We start from the raw sequence: 15,953 nt of genomic DNA, 5'->3' as shown, positions 1-15,953 counted from the left end.
TATCTATATCTTTATAATATAAATTTTTATTAAAAAGCTTTATATAATAGGTAAAATTAGGTAAGACTAAATTGCTTGCCTGATTAATAGAAAGTTTAGACTACCCACCAACATGTTTTGTATTATTCTTATCTGCCTTTTGTTTTAAAAATTCCTCTTCTTCTTTTGTAGGGTTATAATCATCTTTCAAAATTTTTTCTTAGTATCAATCTCTTGCTCAAGCATCTTATTTTCATAAATTTTTATATATTGGCTTCCAGTATTCAAGGTAATTTCTAAAGTCAGCGCTATATCCTGCATCATAGTGGTAGCTTACACATTTCAACTCTTTATTACTGCCAAGAAGTTTTTTATAGTGGGCGTGCATATTTTTTGAGCTCGTGCTGATATTTTATTGCTACCTATCATATTTGTATGACAGATAGTGCAGCCATTATCACCGATCTCTTTAAATTTGCTAGGATTATCACCTTGATTTTGATGGCAATTAATGCAATCAAAGCTTAGTACTCGTGATGAGGCTTTAGCTTATATTTGGCTCTTGGCTCATTGGAGACTACTATTTTTGTTATGTTTAGATCGTTATTTGTATGTCAGTACTAATCTATTAAGATAAATTAATATAAAAAGTATGTAAATAATTACCAATACGTTATTCTAAAGAAATTTATAAGTGAAATAGTCGGACTTTATATCACTAGAGAAATTTTTGTACTTTATGATGAGGCAGCAGGACTTTAAATTTCCTCTTTGATTTTTTTATAAAGCTCTAAAATCTCATCTTTTTTAATGATAAAGCTATTTTTATTTGCTATTAGATAAGCTGAGCTTTGCATGATATCACCAGCGATCTTTAGTCCGTTTTGTTTCATAGTTGAGCCAGTCTCGACTACATCAACTATTGCGTCGCTTAAGCCAACTAGTGGTGCAAGTTCGATCGAGCCATAAAGCTTGATGATCTTTACAGCTACGGCTTGTTTTGTAAAATAATTTCTTGTTATATTTGGCATTTTTGTGGCTATTTTTAGCTCTGGCTGGTTTAGGTCTAGCTCGGAGTCGTTTTTTATGCCAATGCAAACTTTGCATTGACCGATTTTTAAATCCAGTAGCCTTACAACATTTGGCTTGTGCTCTTCAAGTACGTCGAGCCCTACTACACCGATATCAGCTGCACCTTCAGTGACATAAGTTGGGATATCTTGGTTGCGAACCATTAAAAATCTAAAATTTCCTTCTTCAAGGATTAATTTTCTATCTTCAAATAAAAAACTTGAACCAAAAATTTTTCTAAAAATTTCTAGTGTTGCCTCGGCTATTCTTCCCTTTGGTAGTGCTACTGTTATCATATTATCATATCTTTCTTTTCAGTTATTAGTTTTTGCATGGCACGAAAAACTAGCATCTTGTCGCAAATAGCATTTTTAAAAAATTTTGACAAAAAATCGCCATCTCCACCAGTAAAATAGACTTTTTTGTCACCGGCTAGTTTATCTAGTAGAGTTATTATTGGTTTAATAATGCCATAACTTACAGCATCAGCTGTTTTTTGTGGTAGAGCATCTATGTCAATTTGTGAATTTATAGTGATATCAAGTCGTGGCGAGATGCTTTTGTAGGCATTTAGCATACTTGAAATACCTGGCAAGATATATCCTCCAAGATGGATAGAATTTGCCATAATGTCAACCGTTATCGCGCTTCCAGCATCAACGATTACGCCATTATTTATAGAGTAACATGCAGCTATTCTATCTACGCCTAGACCCTGGTATATCGTATCAATAGTAAAAAATGGTTCTAGATCCACAAATATCTTATTGTCTGTTAAAATATTTAAAATTTCATCATTTACGGATATAAAATATACTTTTTTCTCTGGTTTATAGCTTTTAAACTCAGAAATTTTCATACGTGAGATTTTGCCATCTTCTAAAAATGTAGCGTTAGTATTGCCTATATTACACAAAATCATAACATCGCCAATTATTATCTTGTAGTTCTTTTAAGGCTTTAGAACAAATGCCAGAGCTGTAAAATATAGTTTTTTTTCTTAGGTTTGTTTGGAATTTCATCTCTATTTTTTTAGAAATTTCTTCAAGCTCCAAAGCCTCTTTACGTAGCAATCTACTTTTTGCTGTTCTTAAAAAGACAAGATTATAAAAGCTCTTATTGTCCACTCCCCAAAAGATATCAAGCGTCTTTTTTGTACTAAATTCACTTGTATTAAGTGCTTTGATATCTTTTAAAAGGATTTTTTTGGCTTCAAAAAGCTCCCAAATTTTTTGGTTCATTGTCCTAAATTAACAAGCTCATTATCATAATAAAAGGCACCATTGCCCATAAAACTTTTATCTTTTATCTCATCGCTAAACTCATAAATCTCAGCGCCACTGAGGTCTAAATTTGTCTTTATAACATAGCCTGTTTTTTCGATGACATAGAGCTTATTGTTGATGATAGTAGCCGCTGAGAAGATAGCAAATTTGAAATTAACTTTATTTTGCTCTTTTAACATAAGATTTGTTCTTACGATCGTACCATCTTTTTTAAAGATATAAATTTCATCGTTATTAACTAATACATCTTTGATCTCACCGTCATAATAAACCGTTTGACTTGGGTTAATGACGATAAGTTTTTTAGCTGTTGCTGCTATTAAGTTATCACCCTCAACGCCTAAAAATATGATGTTATTAAAGAAATTTTCAGAGCTTACGACCACGTCACGTAAAATTCTACCAGTCTCTTTTTGTACTATGTAAATTTTGCCATCTAATGCCGGATATACAATCAGTGAGCTCATAAAAAATGGTGCTACGATCCTTGAATCAACTGCTGCTATATTAGACGAGCTATATTCCATTATTGTTGTTGCGGTATTTATGTCTATTAGATAGATGTGGTTTGACGCACTGATAGCTGCTAATAGGTTTTGATCAAGAGAAGCAGCAACGATTGCTGTTGGAAATTTATTGCTATAAACGCTGCTTCCGTTAGGATCTGTCACATTTAGATCGCCATTTATACTAGCTGAGATGATAAGGCCGTTGTTTTCATTTAAGAAATTAAAATTTTCAGGCAACTTAATGTTTGTATTTAGGCCATTTTTGGTGATAATATTGCCGTTATCAAGAGTGGCACCATTTGCATTTGCTGATTTGATATAAGATGGCATATCTTTTGACAAAGAAATTTTGCCAGAGGTTTGAGCTGGCTCGAAATATTGTCTTTTTGTGCCACATCCGCTTAAAACTAAAGCCAAGGCAAAAGCCAAGAAAAGAGTAATTTTTTTCATTATTTTATTCCCTGATAGTGTTTTAAATTTTTAACTAAAGTTTGAAGTTGAGAGTCGAGTGAAATTTTATTAAACTCATCATTTGCTTCTTTGATTTTGTTTTGTTTTAAAAGCTCAAAACCTTTTAAAAGTGTGCTATATTCGCTTAAAATTTGATTGTTTGCATTACCATTTTGTGAAAGAATGATATCTTTTACTATAGGATTTACTTTTAAATTTGCAAGCTCGCTAATGCCATTTGTCTCATTTTTATCAAGCTTTTGCTGAAGTGAAAAAAGTGCATATAAATTTGGTTCTTTTTCTTTTAAAATGCTTAAGGCATTTGCATCGCTTGGATTTAAAATGAGCTTTGAGTAAGCCAAATTTGCATCTTCAATTCTATTGTCATTTATTATTTTGTTCGAATAAAATCCAATAATTGCAATGACAGCAACGATAATGGCAATTATCATAAATTTTTTATACTTTCTAAAGAAACGCTCACCTTTGATCATGCTTTCTAAAAACTGTTCTTGAGCACCAATCTCTTGTTTTATCTGTGTTAGATCTTCTTTTATAGCCAACGCTTTTCCTTTATTTTTAAAAAATTTTAATTCGCAGATTTTAACATAATTAAATTAAAACTATCCCAAAATTAAAGCTTGAATGTGGTATAATGGCTCAAAATTAATTAATAAGGTTACTTATATAATGCAAATAGATGATACACTTTTAAATAAATTAGAAAAACTTTCTGCCTTACAAATCAGTGATGAAAAAAGAGAAGAAGTAAAAAAACAACTAAGCGAGATTGTATCTTTTGTTGATATTTTAAATGAACTTGATCTAAGTAGCGATGAAGCTGTAGTTAGCTCTATAAAAGGCGGCACACCTTTAAGAGAAGATGAGTCAAGGCCAAGTGATGTGATTGATACGATCTTAAAGTACGCTCCTTCACGTGAAGGGCATTTTTTTGCTGTACCAAAAATAATAGAATAATGGTAAAAATATGGATCTAATCGAACAGCTTCAGGCAAAGAATTTAAGTGTAAAAATACCAGAAGATAATAGCCTTAATAATCTTGCTAGCGGTATAAAAACACTTTTAAAAACTGTTGTAAGTGATAAGGCAAGCGATCTTCACCTTGTTTCAAGATCTGAGCCGCAAATAAGAGTAGACGGTGCTTTAAAGCCCATTGATTTTGGCATATTAAGTGGCAAGGATATAGAGAATTTATGTTTTTCTTTGATTACTGATGAACAAAAAAGTGAGCTTGAGAATAATAAAGAGCTTGACTTTGCGATCGAGCTTCCAGATATTGGTCGCTTTCGTGGCAACTATTACTATACCATGAATGGCGATTTAGCTTCTGCTTTTCGTATAATCCCAATCAATATCCCATCTCTTGATGAGTTAAATGCCCCACAAATTTTTAAACATATTATTAAGCGTGAAAAAGGCCTTATTTTGGTTACTGGACCGACAGGAAGTGGTAAATCAACAACTCTTGCAGCCATGCTTAATGAGATAAATTTAAATTATAGAAAGCATATTATTACAATTGAGGATCCAGTCGAGTTTGTGCATAACAATAAAAAAGCTCTATTTTCTCATAGAAATATCGGCACTGATGCAACTTCTTACTCAAGGGCCTTAAAATCTGCGGTTCGTGAAGATCCAGATATCATACTTGTGGGCGAGATGAGAGATAGAGAAACGATTTCAACGGCTATCACGGCGGCTGAGACCGGACACTTAGTATTTGGTACGCTTCACACAAATTCAGCCATTCAAACTATAAATAGGATCGTTGATAGTTTCGATGGAGGCGAGCAATTGCAAGTAAGAAATATGCTTAGTGTTTCGTTAACTGCTGTCGTTTCACAAAGTCTGATCCCAAAGATAGGCGGTGGAAGGTGTGCTGTGTATGAAATTTTAATAAACAATATGGCTATCTCAAACTTGATACGTGAAAATAAAATACATCAAATTTACTCTCAGATGCAGCTAAATCAACAACAAACTGGCATGAGTACGCAAACTCAGGCTTTGATGAAAGTGCTAAAAGAGGGTAAGATTACAAAAGAAAATGCGCTAGCTTATTCAACTAGTCAGCAAGAACTTCAAAATTTAATAGGAACTATATAATGGATTTAGTAACGTGGTTTGATATTATTATTATTGCTCTTGTCTTGATGCTTGGCATAAAAGGCATATTAAATGGACTTATCAAAGAAGCTTTCGGACTTATCGGACTTATCGGTGGCTTAATTATAGCTAGCAGGTTTTCAGATCTATCTGGTGAGTTTATAACTAAAAATATATATAAATTTGAAAATCCTTCATTTTTACAGTTTGTCGCATTTATCTCTCTTTGGTTGGTTTTTTGGATAGTTTGCTTACTAGTTGGTAAATTTTTATCAAAAATAGTTTCAGTAAGTGGGCTTGGTTTTTTGGATAGACTTGGTGGATTTGTTATGGGAAGTGGAAAAATTTTCTTAACATTTTCGGCAGTAGTTGCTGTAATATCTGGCACTTCGCTAAATAATATAATTGCACCTTATTTCGCGAATAGTAAAGTTTATCCGGTTTTGATAGAAACTGGCAAATGGATAACAAATCTTGATGTGAAAAATATCAAAAGTGAGTTAGATGAGATAGTGGCAAGACCAATGGATACAAATAAAACTGACGCATTTATCTCAATGGATGCAAATACTAGTGTAAATACCGACTCTAATATCACAAAAGGGGAATAAAATGATAGAAAATTTAGAATATGATGCGTTGCTTGAGAAATTCAAAAGAGTGCTTCGCGACAATGGTTTAAAATATACGAAACAGCGTGAAATTTTACTAAAAACGCTATACAACAATGGCGAACACTTTACTCCAGAAAAACTTTATCTTTTTATAAAAGAAACGCACCCTGAGCTAAATATTGGTATCGCAACTGTTTATAGAACACTAAATCTACTTGAAGAATCAGAGATGGTGACATCAATCAGCTTTGGTTCACAAGGCAAAAAATTTGAGCTTGCCACAAAGCCACATCACGATCATATGATATGCAGAAAGTGCGGTCTTATCATAGAATTTGAAGATCCAATGATAGAAAAAAGACAAATCAGTATTGCAAAAGATCATGGTTTTAAACTAACTGGTCATATGATGCAGCTTTATGGAATTTGTGAAAAATGCTCAAAAAATAATATAAAGGGAAAGTAAGGTGATATTTGACAACCAACATGAGATTCAACGACTACAAAGCATAGACGAGCTAAGAAATTTAGGAATTAATCCATATCCGCATTTTCTTAGAAGAGATATGAATATCTCTAAATTTAGACTAAAATTTAACTACATTAATGATACAGAAGAGAAAAAGGCCGAAGGTCAGCTAGTGGGTCTTGCAGGTAGAATAAAACTCATTCGTGATGCTGGAAAAGCGGTTTTTGCAAATATCGAAGATGAAGATGGAAATTTACAAATTTACTTTAGTAATAAAACGCTTGATCCAGAGTGGTTTAAAATCGTTAAAAAATACGTAGAGATAGGCGATATCGTCTATGTTAGAGGTTATGCATTTATAACAAGAACTGGCGAATTTTCTATGCATGTAAGCGAGCTTAGCCTTGCTTCAAAGTCGATAAGCCCACTTCCTGAGAAGTATCATGGTCTAGTTGATGTTGAGACAAGATATCGCCAAAGATATCTTGACATGATAATGAACCCTGAAGTTAGAGCTGATTTTAAAAGACGCTCAGTGATTATTAGTACGATTAGAAGATTTTTTGAAGAAAAAGGCTTTTTAGAAGTTGAAACACCGATGCTGCACCCAATAGCAGGTGGTGCAAACGCAAAGCCATTTATCACTTTTCACAATGCCCTTGGAGTCGAGAGATACCTAAGGATCGCGCCGGAATTATACCTCAAACGCCTTATAGTAGGTGGCTTTGAAGCCGTTTATGAGATGAATAGAAATTTTAGAAACGAAGGAATGGACCTTACTCATAATCCTGAGTTTACAAGTATAGAGTTTTACTGGGCATACCATAACTATCACGATTTGATGGGTATCACAGAGGATCTTTTTAATGTCATTTTAGACAAGCTGGATATGGAAAAAGTTGTAAATTTTGACGGCATGGAGATTGATTTTAGTAAGCCATTTAAGCGAATAAGCTACAAAAAAGCTCTCGTTGAGATCGGTGGACTAGATGATAATATCATAAACGATAAAGATAAAATTTTAGCAAAACTAAGAGCTGATGGCCTTGAAGCAAATGAGAAGCTTGATCTTGGTCACTTGCAGGCTGAGCTATTTGATAACTATGTAGAGAGCAAGCTTATACACCCAACATTTGTTATTGATTATCCGATTTCGATCAGTCCACTTTCAAGAAGAAGTGATGCAAACCCTGATGTGGCTGAGAGATTTGAGTTATTTATCGCTGGTCGCGAGCTAGCAAATGGCTTTAACGAGCTAAACGATCCAATCGATCAATACAACCGCTTTAAAGCGCAAATCGATGCTAAAAACGCAGGCGATGACGAGGCACATGAGATGGACGAGGACTATGTAAAAGCCCTAGGATACGGCATGCCACCAGTTGCAGGTGAGGGTATAGGCATCGATAGGCTCGTGATGCTTTTAACGGATAAAAAATCAATTCGCGACGTTGTACTCTTCCCAGCGATGAGGCCACTTAAAAATGAGATAAAGGAGAATGAAAAATGAGTTTGCAAAGCTACGATAAGGACATTTACGATCTAGTAAATTTAGAGCTAAAACGCCAATGTGATCACCTTGAGATGATCGCTAGTGAAAATTTTACATATCCAGAAGTTATGGAAGTAATGGGCTCAATCCTAACAAACAAATACGCTGAAGGCTATCCTGGCAAGAGATATTATGGTGGCTGCGAATTTGTCGATGAGATCGAGCAAATAGCGATCGATAGATGTAAAGAGCTTTTTGGATGTGAATTTGCAAACGTTCAACCAAACTCAGGCTCTCAGGCAAACCAAGGTGTTTATGGCGCTTTACTTAATCCAGGCGATAAAATTTTAGGCATGGATCTAAGCCATGGTGGACACTTAACACACGGCGCAAAGGTCAGTAGCTCTGGCAAGATGTATGAGAGCTTTTTCTATGGCGTCGAGCTCGATGGCCGCATAAACTACGATAGAGTCATGGATATCGCAAAGATAGTAAAACCAAAAATGATCGTTTGTGGCGCAAGTGCATACACAAGAGAGATCGAGTTTAAAAAATTCCGTGAGATAGCTGACGCTGTTGGGGCGATACTTTTTGCAGATGTTGCTCACATTGCTGGTCTTGTTGTTGCTGGTGAGCATCAAAGTCCTTTCCCATACTGCGATGTCGTAAGCTCAACTACGCATAAAACATTAAGAGGCCCAAGAGGCGGCATAATAATGACAAATAACGAAGAGTATGCTAAGAAGATAAATGCCTCTATTTTTCCAGGCATCCAGGGCGGACCACTAGTTCATGTCATCGCAGCAAAGGCAGTTGGCTTTAAGCACAACCTTAGTCCTGAGTGGAAAATTTACGCTAAACAAGTAAAAGCAAATGCTAAAAAATTAGGCGAAGTGCTAATAAAAAGAGGCTTTGATCTAGTGAGCGGCGGTACCGATAACCACCTAATTTTAATGAGCTTTTTAAATCGCGAATTTAGCGGTAAAGACGCTGATATCGCTCTTGGAAATGCAGGCATAACAGTAAATAAAAATACGGTTCCAGGCGAGACAAGAAGCCCATTTATCACAAGTGGTATACGTGTTGGTAGTCCTGCGCTTACAGCTCGTGGCATGAAAGAAGCTGAGTTTGAACTAATAGCAAATAAAATAGCTGATGTGCTAAGCGACATAAACAACACATCTTTGCAAGAGAAGACAAAAGCTGAGCTAGTTGAACTTGCTCATAAATTTATAATCTATGATAAAGCGACATTTTGATGCAAAGTATTGATACGGCACTTATAAAGATTATTACAACTCATTACTATATCAAGCGTGATACGATCGTTAATAAAATAGAATACAGGGGTAAAATTTTCTTTGATAAATTTGAAAAGATCAACGAGCCACTAACTTATAGTGTCATGAAAGAGCATGAAGAGGGCAAGGCTGTTATCGCACACTCTTTAATAAATGCAAATGATAAGGTTGAAAATATAGTCTTTGACTATAATGGCAGAACCCCTGATAGATTTTGGCATAAAGCACAGCTTCTTTTAAGAGAAGAGGGATTTATAAATTTTACAGCCTATGAGAGCAAGACGCCAGGACATCTGCATCTTTATGTGCATAAAGGTCACACTACGCTAAATGAGGCTTGCCAGCTAGCAAATATGCTCAACGCAAAGCTTTCACAGAAGCTACCTAAAGAGTGGAGAATGTTTCCAAATATCGATATGCCAAAAGAATTTAACATACTAACTTTACCTTATAAACTCTATCAAAAAGAGCGTGGGGCAAGTTGGTCAAAATATATGTAATTAAGGATAAAAAGTGGAAAACGATGAGTTAAAAGATATTCTTTTAGAAAGAGACGATGACGCAAGAGGATTGAAGCTAAAAAAACTTCTTATATTTATAGCAGCTCTTATTATACTTTTTTTGATCATTGTAGTGGCTATGAAGCTAGTAAATTCAAGCGACCCTTCACAAGCTCAAAATGAAGCTGATTCGAGACTAGTACTTCCTCCAGTACCAGCTGAGCAGCCAGTAGATAGACAAGCTCCGATAGCTGATACAAATTTAGATAATAAAAAAGGCGATACACAGCTTTTTGAGCAAGTACCGATCGTGCCTGAAAATAAGCAACAAGACGAATTTGAAGATATGATCAAAAAGCTAAAAGATAAAGAAAATAATAAGCCTGTTTCTAAAACTGAAGAGCCAAAAGAGATAGTTAAGCCTATCGAAAAGCCTACTGAAATATCAGCAAAAAAAGCTGAGACAAAGGTAGATACTCCAGTTAAAAAAGTCGAAAAAGTAGCAGCTACTGATAAAAAGAGTGAGGCAAAACCAGCTAAGACTGAAAATAAAGTAGATAAAAAGATTGAAAAAAAGGTTGAAACCAAAATAGATAAAGCAGACAAAAAAGCTGAAGTAGCTAAAAGTGAACCTGCTACAAAAGGCTCTTATGTTCAAGTATTTGTGACTAGTAAATTTAATCCAAATGCTGAATATATGAAGAAGATCGCTGCCAAAGGATATAGCTACAAGACTATAAAAGTTGGCGAGCTGACTAAAATTTTAGTTGGTCCATTTGATGAAAAAACGCTTCAAAAAGTAGTAGGCGATATTAGAAAAGATATCAATAAAGACGCTTTTATCTTTAGAGCAAAATGAAAACATTCGCAGTCTTTGGAGATCCAATAGCTCACTCGGTATCTCCGAGGCTGCACAATAAAGCCATTGCAGACCTGGGCTTAAAAGCACTTTACACAAGAGTCTTGCTAAAAGATGGTAGCGAATTAATCAATAAATTTAAATTCTTAAAGTTAAACGGTGCAAATGTAACACTTCCACATAAAGAGTGGGCTTTAAATTTAGCCGATGAAGCTTCAGATATAGCTCGCAAAATAGGCTCTGCAAATACTCTTGTACTTAAAAATGACAAAATTTATGCATACAATACAGATGCACATGGATTTTTAAAAGCAATAAAAAATTTTAAAGATGTAAAAAAAGCTATTGTCCTTGGAGCAGGCGGTACTGCAAATGCCATAACTTATGCATTAAAAGAACAAGGCGTTGATGTTTGCATACTAAATAGAAACAAAGATAGGCTTGAGAAATTTAAAGATGAGTACAAATGCTTTAGTTGGGATAACTACGAAGAGCAAAAATTTGATCTAGTCATTAACTCGACCTCTGCTGGTTTAAAGGATGATTTTTTACCGGCACCTAAAGAAATTTTAAAAAGTATTTTTAAGGATGCTAAATTTGCATTTGATGTGATTTATGGCAAACAGACACCATTTTTAGAAATGGCCAAGCAAAGCAGCCTTAGTGTAAAAGATGGGGCCGATATGCTTTTATATCAAGCGGTTTTAGCACTAAATTTATTTTTTAACAATACACTTGATGAGTCAAAGATCGAGCGCTCAATGAGAGAAATTTTCTATCTATAATAGCCACCAGTATTTATTTTTGTAAAAATTTATGGCTTGTATAAAAACATTTTGATTAAAATTTTTCTTGAAAGTAACTGGAGCAAATATAAAAAGCAGGGAAGATCCCTGCTAAATTTTACTATTCGTTTGTTTTGATATAAGCGTAGTCTGAAATTTTAGTCCATTCTCTTGCTTTTTTAAGGAAAGCTCTTTGAGACTCAACGATCTCTTTAAATAATGGATCTTTAGCACTCTCTTCATCAAGTAGTTCATTTGTAGCTTTTTTAAGAGCTGCGATTACTTCCGGTGGGAAAGATTTTACTTGGATGTCTGGATACTCGCTTTTCATTTTATCCCAGTACTCGACGTTTGAATAAAATACTTTTGTATTTGCATCTCTTGCTACTTCTGCTGCAGCTGCTTCAAAGATCGCTTTTAGATCATCTGGAAGTTTTTCGTATGATTTTTTATTAAAGAAAAATTGAGTTTCACCGTTTGGCTCTTGCCAGCCTGTGTAGTAGTATTTTGCCACTTTGTGAAAGCCAAGTGCCATGTCATAAGCTGGGCTAACCCATTCGACTGAGTCGATCGTTCCCATCTCAAGAGCCATGTAAAGCTCACCAGTTGGGATAGTGTTAATGTTAGCGCCAAGTTTAGCGTAAATTTCACCACCAAAGCCCGGAATTCTTATCTTTAAGCCTTTGATATCATCTAATGATTTGATCTCTTTTTTAAACCAGCCACCCATTTGCATGCCGGTATTTCCAGCTCTAAAAATTTTGATATTGTATGGATCGTAAACTTTTGCCTCAAGCTCCTTGCCACCGCCAAATTCATACCAAGCTGTTTGCTCATCAGTATTCATCATAAATGGAGTTGCTGTAAAAAATATAGTTTTAGCATCTTTGCCTTTATAATAATAGCTACTTGTGTAGGTAATGTCGTACTGACCGCTTTTAGCAAAATCAAGCATCGCAAAAGGCGATTTATGCTTTGATGGATAATCAATCCTTAGCTCAAGTCTACCATTACTCATCTTTTCAACTTTATCCTTTAGCTCTTTTGGTACATCACCAAGCACTGGCATAGTACTCTCCCATGAGCTAGCAAGCTTTAGCTTATAAACTTTATCATCTCCCATAGCAACGCAAGCAACAGCTGCTAGACCAAGAGACGCTAATAAAAATTTATTCATATCTTCTCCTTTAAAATTTTGCCTATTATACAAAAAATTACATTATTAAAATGTGTTATAATCGCAAAAATCAAATTTATGGGGCATAAAATGATAAAAAAGACAAAAATCGTAGCTACTTTGGGGCCAGCAAGTGATAATGAAGAGACAATGGAGGCGATGGTAAAAGCAGGCGTTAATGTCTTTCGTTTAAATTTTAGCCATGGGACACACGAATACCATAAATCAAACATTGACAAGATAAGAAATATCGAAAAAAAGCTAAATAAAAGAATAGGAATTTTACAAGATATCTGCGGCCCAAAGATCAGAGTTGGCAAGCTTAGTGAGCCATTTTATCTAAAGGCTGGTGATGAACTTAGTATCCATGCTGATGAGATTATTGGTGAAAAAGTGGAAAAAGGAATTTATAAAGTAAGCCTAAATCAGCCTCAAATTTTGCCAATGCTAAAGGTTGGCGAGTATGTCTATCTATATGATGGCTCTATAAGAGCAAAGGTTGTCAGCGAAGGTAAAGAAATAGTAAAAACTATCATTGAGAATGATGGAATTTTAAACTCAAACAAAGGCGTAAATTTTCCAAATACAGCCCTTGGTATCGAGATCATCACACCAAAAGATAAAGAAGATATGAAATTTGGCGCAAAGCATGGCGTAAATTTTGTCGCCATTAGCTTCGTGCAAGATGCAAATGACGTAATAAAGGCAAAAAATATCTTAAAAGAATTTGGCTCAAGAGCTGCTGTTTTATCTAAGATTGAAAAATTTGATGCAGTCGAGAATATAGATGACATCATCGCAAAGAGTGATGGTATCATGGTAGCTCGTGGCGATCTTGGCATAGAAGTGCCATTTTACAAGGTTCCAACTATCCAAAAGCTCATCATCAAAAAAGCAAATGCAGCAAGCAAGCCGGTCATCACAGCAACCCAGATGATGCTAAGCATGGCAGAGCATGAGACTGCCACAAGAGCGGAGATCAGTGACGTGGCAAATGCCGTGCTAGACGGTACTGATGCTGTTATGCTAAGCGAGGAGAGTGCGATCGGTAAAAACCCAGTCGCGGTCGTAGAGGCGATGAGTAAAACGATCATCCAAACTCAAAGCATCTATCCATATAATAAATTTGATGAGTTTGACTTTTTTGACGAGACTGATATGGTGGCAAGTAGCGCCGCATCTCTTGCTGTTCGCATAAAAGCAGATGCATTAATCTCAATCACTGGCTCAGGAAAATCGGCCATAAAATTAGCTAGAAACCGCACAAACATTGACATCATCGCAGTCGCTCACGATGAGCAAACAGCGCACATGCTTACTCTTGCTTGGGGCGTTACGCCAGCGCTTGTACTAGAAAAAACAAAGCTTAGCTCACTTTTGGCAAATGTCATGAAAAAGGCGTATGAAGAGGGATATGTTGAACACGATAAGACTTATCTTGTCACAGCAGGTCACCCTACGGGCGTTGAGGGTAGCACAAACCTTATACGCATCATCAGACGCGATCAGCTTGATTATTATTTGGAGCTTGCAACTGAGTAAATTTATACTCTCCTGCAAATTTTAAAATTTTGCTTGCTCGTAAGAATTGACTGCTAAGATTTGTTCTTGCTTTTTGCTTGGCTCAAATCTTAGAGCCGAAATTACTCGCTCATGAAATTTTAAAATTTGCCTGATGCCTACCTAATATAACAAAGCAATTTTGCAAATTTTAAAATCTTACTCGCTCATCTTAGCAGACTACTAAATTTAGGCCGCACTTCGTTTGGCACTAAATTTATAGCCGTGATATGCTCGATAATAAATTTTATAATTTGCTGGAAATTTAATATAACGCATGCAGTGCGTTAGTACTGAGACATGCCACTTCTAACGTCGTCGGGGTTAGGGGATTGTTAAGGGGGAAGGGAGCGACTTCGTAATTCAAGCCTCTTTCTCCCCCTTAACAAAAGAAACTAACATTTAAATTTAACTAGATTGCTTTGTAAATTTTAAAACTTTCATTCACTCGCAAGAATTGACTGCTAAAATTTGGCTTCACTTACCGCTTAGCTCAAATTTTAGAGCTGAAATTACTCGCTCATGAAATTTTAAAATTTGTGTGAAATTTACTTGTAAAAATTAGGATATATAAAATTTGTTTTGAAAGAATTTGTGACGTCAATTTTAACGTCACAAATTTAAATTTATTTTTTCTTTTTGCCTTTTGGTTCATCGCCTTTAAACCAGCTTTTTATCTTATCAAAGACGCTTTCATCGGTATTTGATTTGCCTGATTCTATACCGAAGCTAGCTTGAAGCTTATTTAAAAGCTCTTTTTGCTCATCGCTTAGTTTTTCAGGCGTTTGAATAGAAATTTGTGCTACGAGCCTACCTTTTTTACGCGAATTTACGCTTTTGATACCTTCATTTTCAAAGATAAATTGCTGCTTGTCCTTTGCTCCAACAGGTAGTTTTAGCTCAGTTTCTCCTCGAAGAGTTGGAATTTTTATACTTTCGCCAAGTATAGCTTGCGTGAAAAAGACAGGAATTTCTAGATAAACATCGTCGTTGTGGCGAATGAAATGCTTATCTTCTTTTACGTTTATGCTTACATAAAGATCGCCTTGAACGCCGTTTGTGCCGATATTGCCTTTACCAGCTACTCTCATTCTCATGCCGCTATCAACACCTTCAGGGATGGTAATCTTTACAGTTTGTTGCTGGATTTTATAAGCTTTTGCGTTACAGTCAGGGCATGGTTCGCTTATTACTTCACCGCTTCCGTGGCAATATGGACACTCTTGGACGATATTCATAAAGCCATTTCCGCGTGTTATCCTGCCACTTCCGCCACAGTGCTGGCAAGTCTTGCTCTTGCCATCTTTACTGCCGGTTGCATTGCATGTTGGGCAAGGCACTTTTTGATCAAATTTTATCTCTTTTTCACAACCAAAAATAGCTTCGTTAAACTCCAAATTTATAGGAATTTCAAGATCGGCTGAGTATTTTTCTGAGTATCTTTTTCTCTGCCTAGAACTACTTGCAAAACCGCCACCAAAAAATGAGTCAAAAATATCTGAAAGATCAAAATCGGCACTAAATCCGCCACCGCTACCAAATCGACCCTCAAGGCCTTCTTTGCCGTATCTGTCGTAGATAGAGCGTTTTTGCTCGTCACTTAAAACTTGATAAGCTTCATTTATCTGTTTAAATTTCTGCTCAGCCTCTTTGTCGCCAGAATTTCTATCTGGGTGATATTTTAAAGCAAGTCTTCTAAAGGCTTTTTTTATCTCATCTCCGCTTGCATTTCTTGAAATTTCAAGGATTTCGTAATAGTCAAATTCCACATTT

Annotated in this window: 18 protein-coding genes; 10 read left to right on the top strand and 8 right to left on the bottom strand. The window is 35.5% G+C overall.

The features are described from left to right. Positions 1-321 precede the first annotated feature (321 nt). The 6 genes from CYP51_RS10190 to CYP51_RS06640 all read right to left on the bottom strand — a co-directional run bounded on the left by CYP51_RS10190 (position 322) and on the right by CYP51_RS06640 (position 3,858). Positions 322-492 (bottom strand): hypothetical protein, encoded by a 171-nt coding sequence (locus tag CYP51_RS10190; protein ID WP_343286743.1) that lies wholly within the window; start codon positions 490-492, stop codon positions 322-324. A 245-nt stretch (positions 493-737) separates the two neighbouring features. After that, complete coding sequence (gene hisG / locus CYP51_RS06660) at positions 738-1,346, bottom strand: ATP phosphoribosyltransferase (protein ID WP_084109560.1); 609 nt, start codon at positions 1,344-1,346, stop codon at positions 738-740. Continuing rightward, positions 1,343-1,972, bottom strand: coding sequence for a type III pantothenate kinase (locus CYP51_RS06655; RefSeq protein ID WP_103624852.1), 630 nt, complete (start codon positions 1,970-1,972; stop codon positions 1,343-1,345). The genes hisG and CYP51_RS06655 overlap by 4 nt, the downstream gene beginning before the upstream one ends. Continuing rightward, positions 1,959-2,291 carry a hypothetical protein gene (locus tag CYP51_RS06650; protein WP_103588523.1) on the bottom strand — a complete coding sequence of 111 codons (333 nt, stop codon included), beginning with the start codon at positions 2,289-2,291 and terminating at the stop codon, positions 1,959-1,961. Before CYP51_RS06650 ends, CYP51_RS06655 begins: the two co-directional genes overlap by 14 nt. Further along, a complete protein-coding gene (locus CYP51_RS06645) occupies positions 2,288-3,295 on the bottom strand; it encodes an L-seryl-tRNA selenium transferase (protein WP_103624851.1) in 1,008 nt (335 codons plus the stop codon). Before CYP51_RS06645 ends, CYP51_RS06650 begins: the two co-directional genes overlap by 4 nt. Continuing rightward, positions 3,295-3,858, bottom strand: coding sequence for a hypothetical protein (locus CYP51_RS06640; RefSeq protein WP_103624850.1), 564 nt, complete (start codon positions 3,856-3,858; stop codon positions 3,295-3,297). Before CYP51_RS06640 ends, CYP51_RS06645 begins: the two co-directional genes overlap by 1 nt. A gap of 127 nt (positions 3,859-3,985) precedes the next feature. Here CYP51_RS06640 and gatC point away from each other — a divergent pair, with 127 nt between their 5' ends. The 9 genes from gatC to CYP51_RS06595 are packed head-to-tail and all read left to right on the top strand — an operon-like array spanning position 3,986 to position 11,443. After that, positions 3,986-4,273, top strand: coding sequence for an Asp-tRNA(Asn)/Glu-tRNA(Gln) amidotransferase subunit GatC (gatC, locus tag CYP51_RS06635; RefSeq protein WP_021091810.1), 288 nt, complete (start codon positions 3,986-3,988; stop codon positions 4,271-4,273). A 10-nt stretch (positions 4,274-4,283) separates the two neighbouring features. Next, positions 4,284-5,423: a type IV pilus twitching motility protein PilT gene (locus CYP51_RS06630; RefSeq protein ID WP_103624849.1), complete on the top strand. Its 1,140-nt coding sequence runs from the start codon at positions 4,284-4,286 to the stop codon at positions 5,421-5,423. Further along, positions 5,423-6,034: a CvpA family protein gene (locus CYP51_RS06625; RefSeq protein WP_103624848.1), complete on the top strand. Its 612-nt coding sequence runs from the start codon at positions 5,423-5,425 to the stop codon at positions 6,032-6,034. The genes CYP51_RS06630 and CYP51_RS06625 overlap by 1 nt, the downstream gene beginning before the upstream one ends. A 1-nt stretch (position 6,035) precedes the next feature. Continuing rightward, positions 6,036-6,503 (top strand): Fur family transcriptional regulator, encoded by a 468-nt coding sequence (locus CYP51_RS06620; RefSeq protein WP_087577804.1) that lies wholly within the window; start codon positions 6,036-6,038, stop codon positions 6,501-6,503. Positions 6,504-6,507: 4 nt separating this feature from the next. Beyond that, a complete protein-coding gene (gene lysS, locus CYP51_RS06615; protein WP_234401426.1) occupies positions 6,508-8,016 on the top strand; it encodes a lysine--tRNA ligase in 1,509 nt (502 codons plus the stop codon). Beyond that, positions 8,013-9,257 (top strand): serine hydroxymethyltransferase, encoded by a 1,245-nt coding sequence (locus CYP51_RS06610; RefSeq protein ID WP_087579191.1) that lies wholly within the window; start codon positions 8,013-8,015, stop codon positions 9,255-9,257. The genes lysS and CYP51_RS06610 overlap by 4 nt, the downstream gene beginning before the upstream one ends. Further along, complete coding sequence (locus CYP51_RS06605; protein WP_103624857.1) at positions 9,257-9,799, top strand: DUF1882 domain-containing protein; 543 nt, start codon at positions 9,257-9,259, stop codon at positions 9,797-9,799. Before CYP51_RS06610 ends, CYP51_RS06605 begins: the two co-directional genes overlap by 1 nt. 13 nt (positions 9,800-9,812) lie before the next feature. Further along, on the top strand, positions 9,813-10,658 hold the full coding sequence (locus CYP51_RS06600; protein ID WP_103624846.1) for an SPOR domain-containing protein: 846 nt from the start codon (positions 9,813-9,815) through the stop codon (positions 10,656-10,658). Further along, positions 10,655-11,443 carry a shikimate dehydrogenase gene (locus CYP51_RS06595; protein ID WP_103624845.1) on the top strand — a complete coding sequence of 263 codons (789 nt, stop codon included), beginning with the start codon at positions 10,655-10,657 and terminating at the stop codon, positions 11,441-11,443. Before CYP51_RS06600 ends, CYP51_RS06595 begins: the two co-directional genes overlap by 4 nt. A 121-nt stretch (positions 11,444-11,564) precedes the next feature. On the opposite strand, the gene CYP51_RS06590 is transcribed toward CYP51_RS06595, so the two are convergent. Continuing rightward, positions 11,565-12,620, bottom strand: coding sequence for a TRAP transporter substrate-binding protein (locus CYP51_RS06590; protein WP_021091622.1), 1,056 nt, complete (start codon positions 12,618-12,620; stop codon positions 11,565-11,567). Positions 12,621-12,710: 90 nt separating this feature from the next. Between CYP51_RS06590 and pyk the strand changes: the two genes are divergently transcribed. Next, positions 12,711-14,162: a pyruvate kinase gene (pyk, locus tag CYP51_RS06585; RefSeq protein ID WP_087584093.1), complete on the top strand. Its 1,452-nt coding sequence runs from the start codon at positions 12,711-12,713 to the stop codon at positions 14,160-14,162. Positions 14,163-14,806: 644 nt separating this feature from the next. On the opposite strand, the gene dnaJ is transcribed toward pyk, so the two are convergent. Continuing rightward, entirely contained in the window at positions 14,807-15,949 is a 1,143-nt protein-coding gene (gene dnaJ, locus CYP51_RS06580) for a molecular chaperone DnaJ (protein WP_103624844.1), read from the bottom strand. Between the last annotated feature and the right edge of the window lie 4 nt (positions 15,950-15,953).

Origin of the sequence: Campylobacter concisus (genome assembly GCF_002912895.1) — a bacterium.
Classification (GTDB): Bacteria; Campylobacterota; Campylobacteria; order Campylobacterales; family Campylobacteraceae; genus Campylobacter_A; species Campylobacter_A concisus_G.
This window is presented reverse-complemented; position numbering and strand designations above follow the sequence as displayed.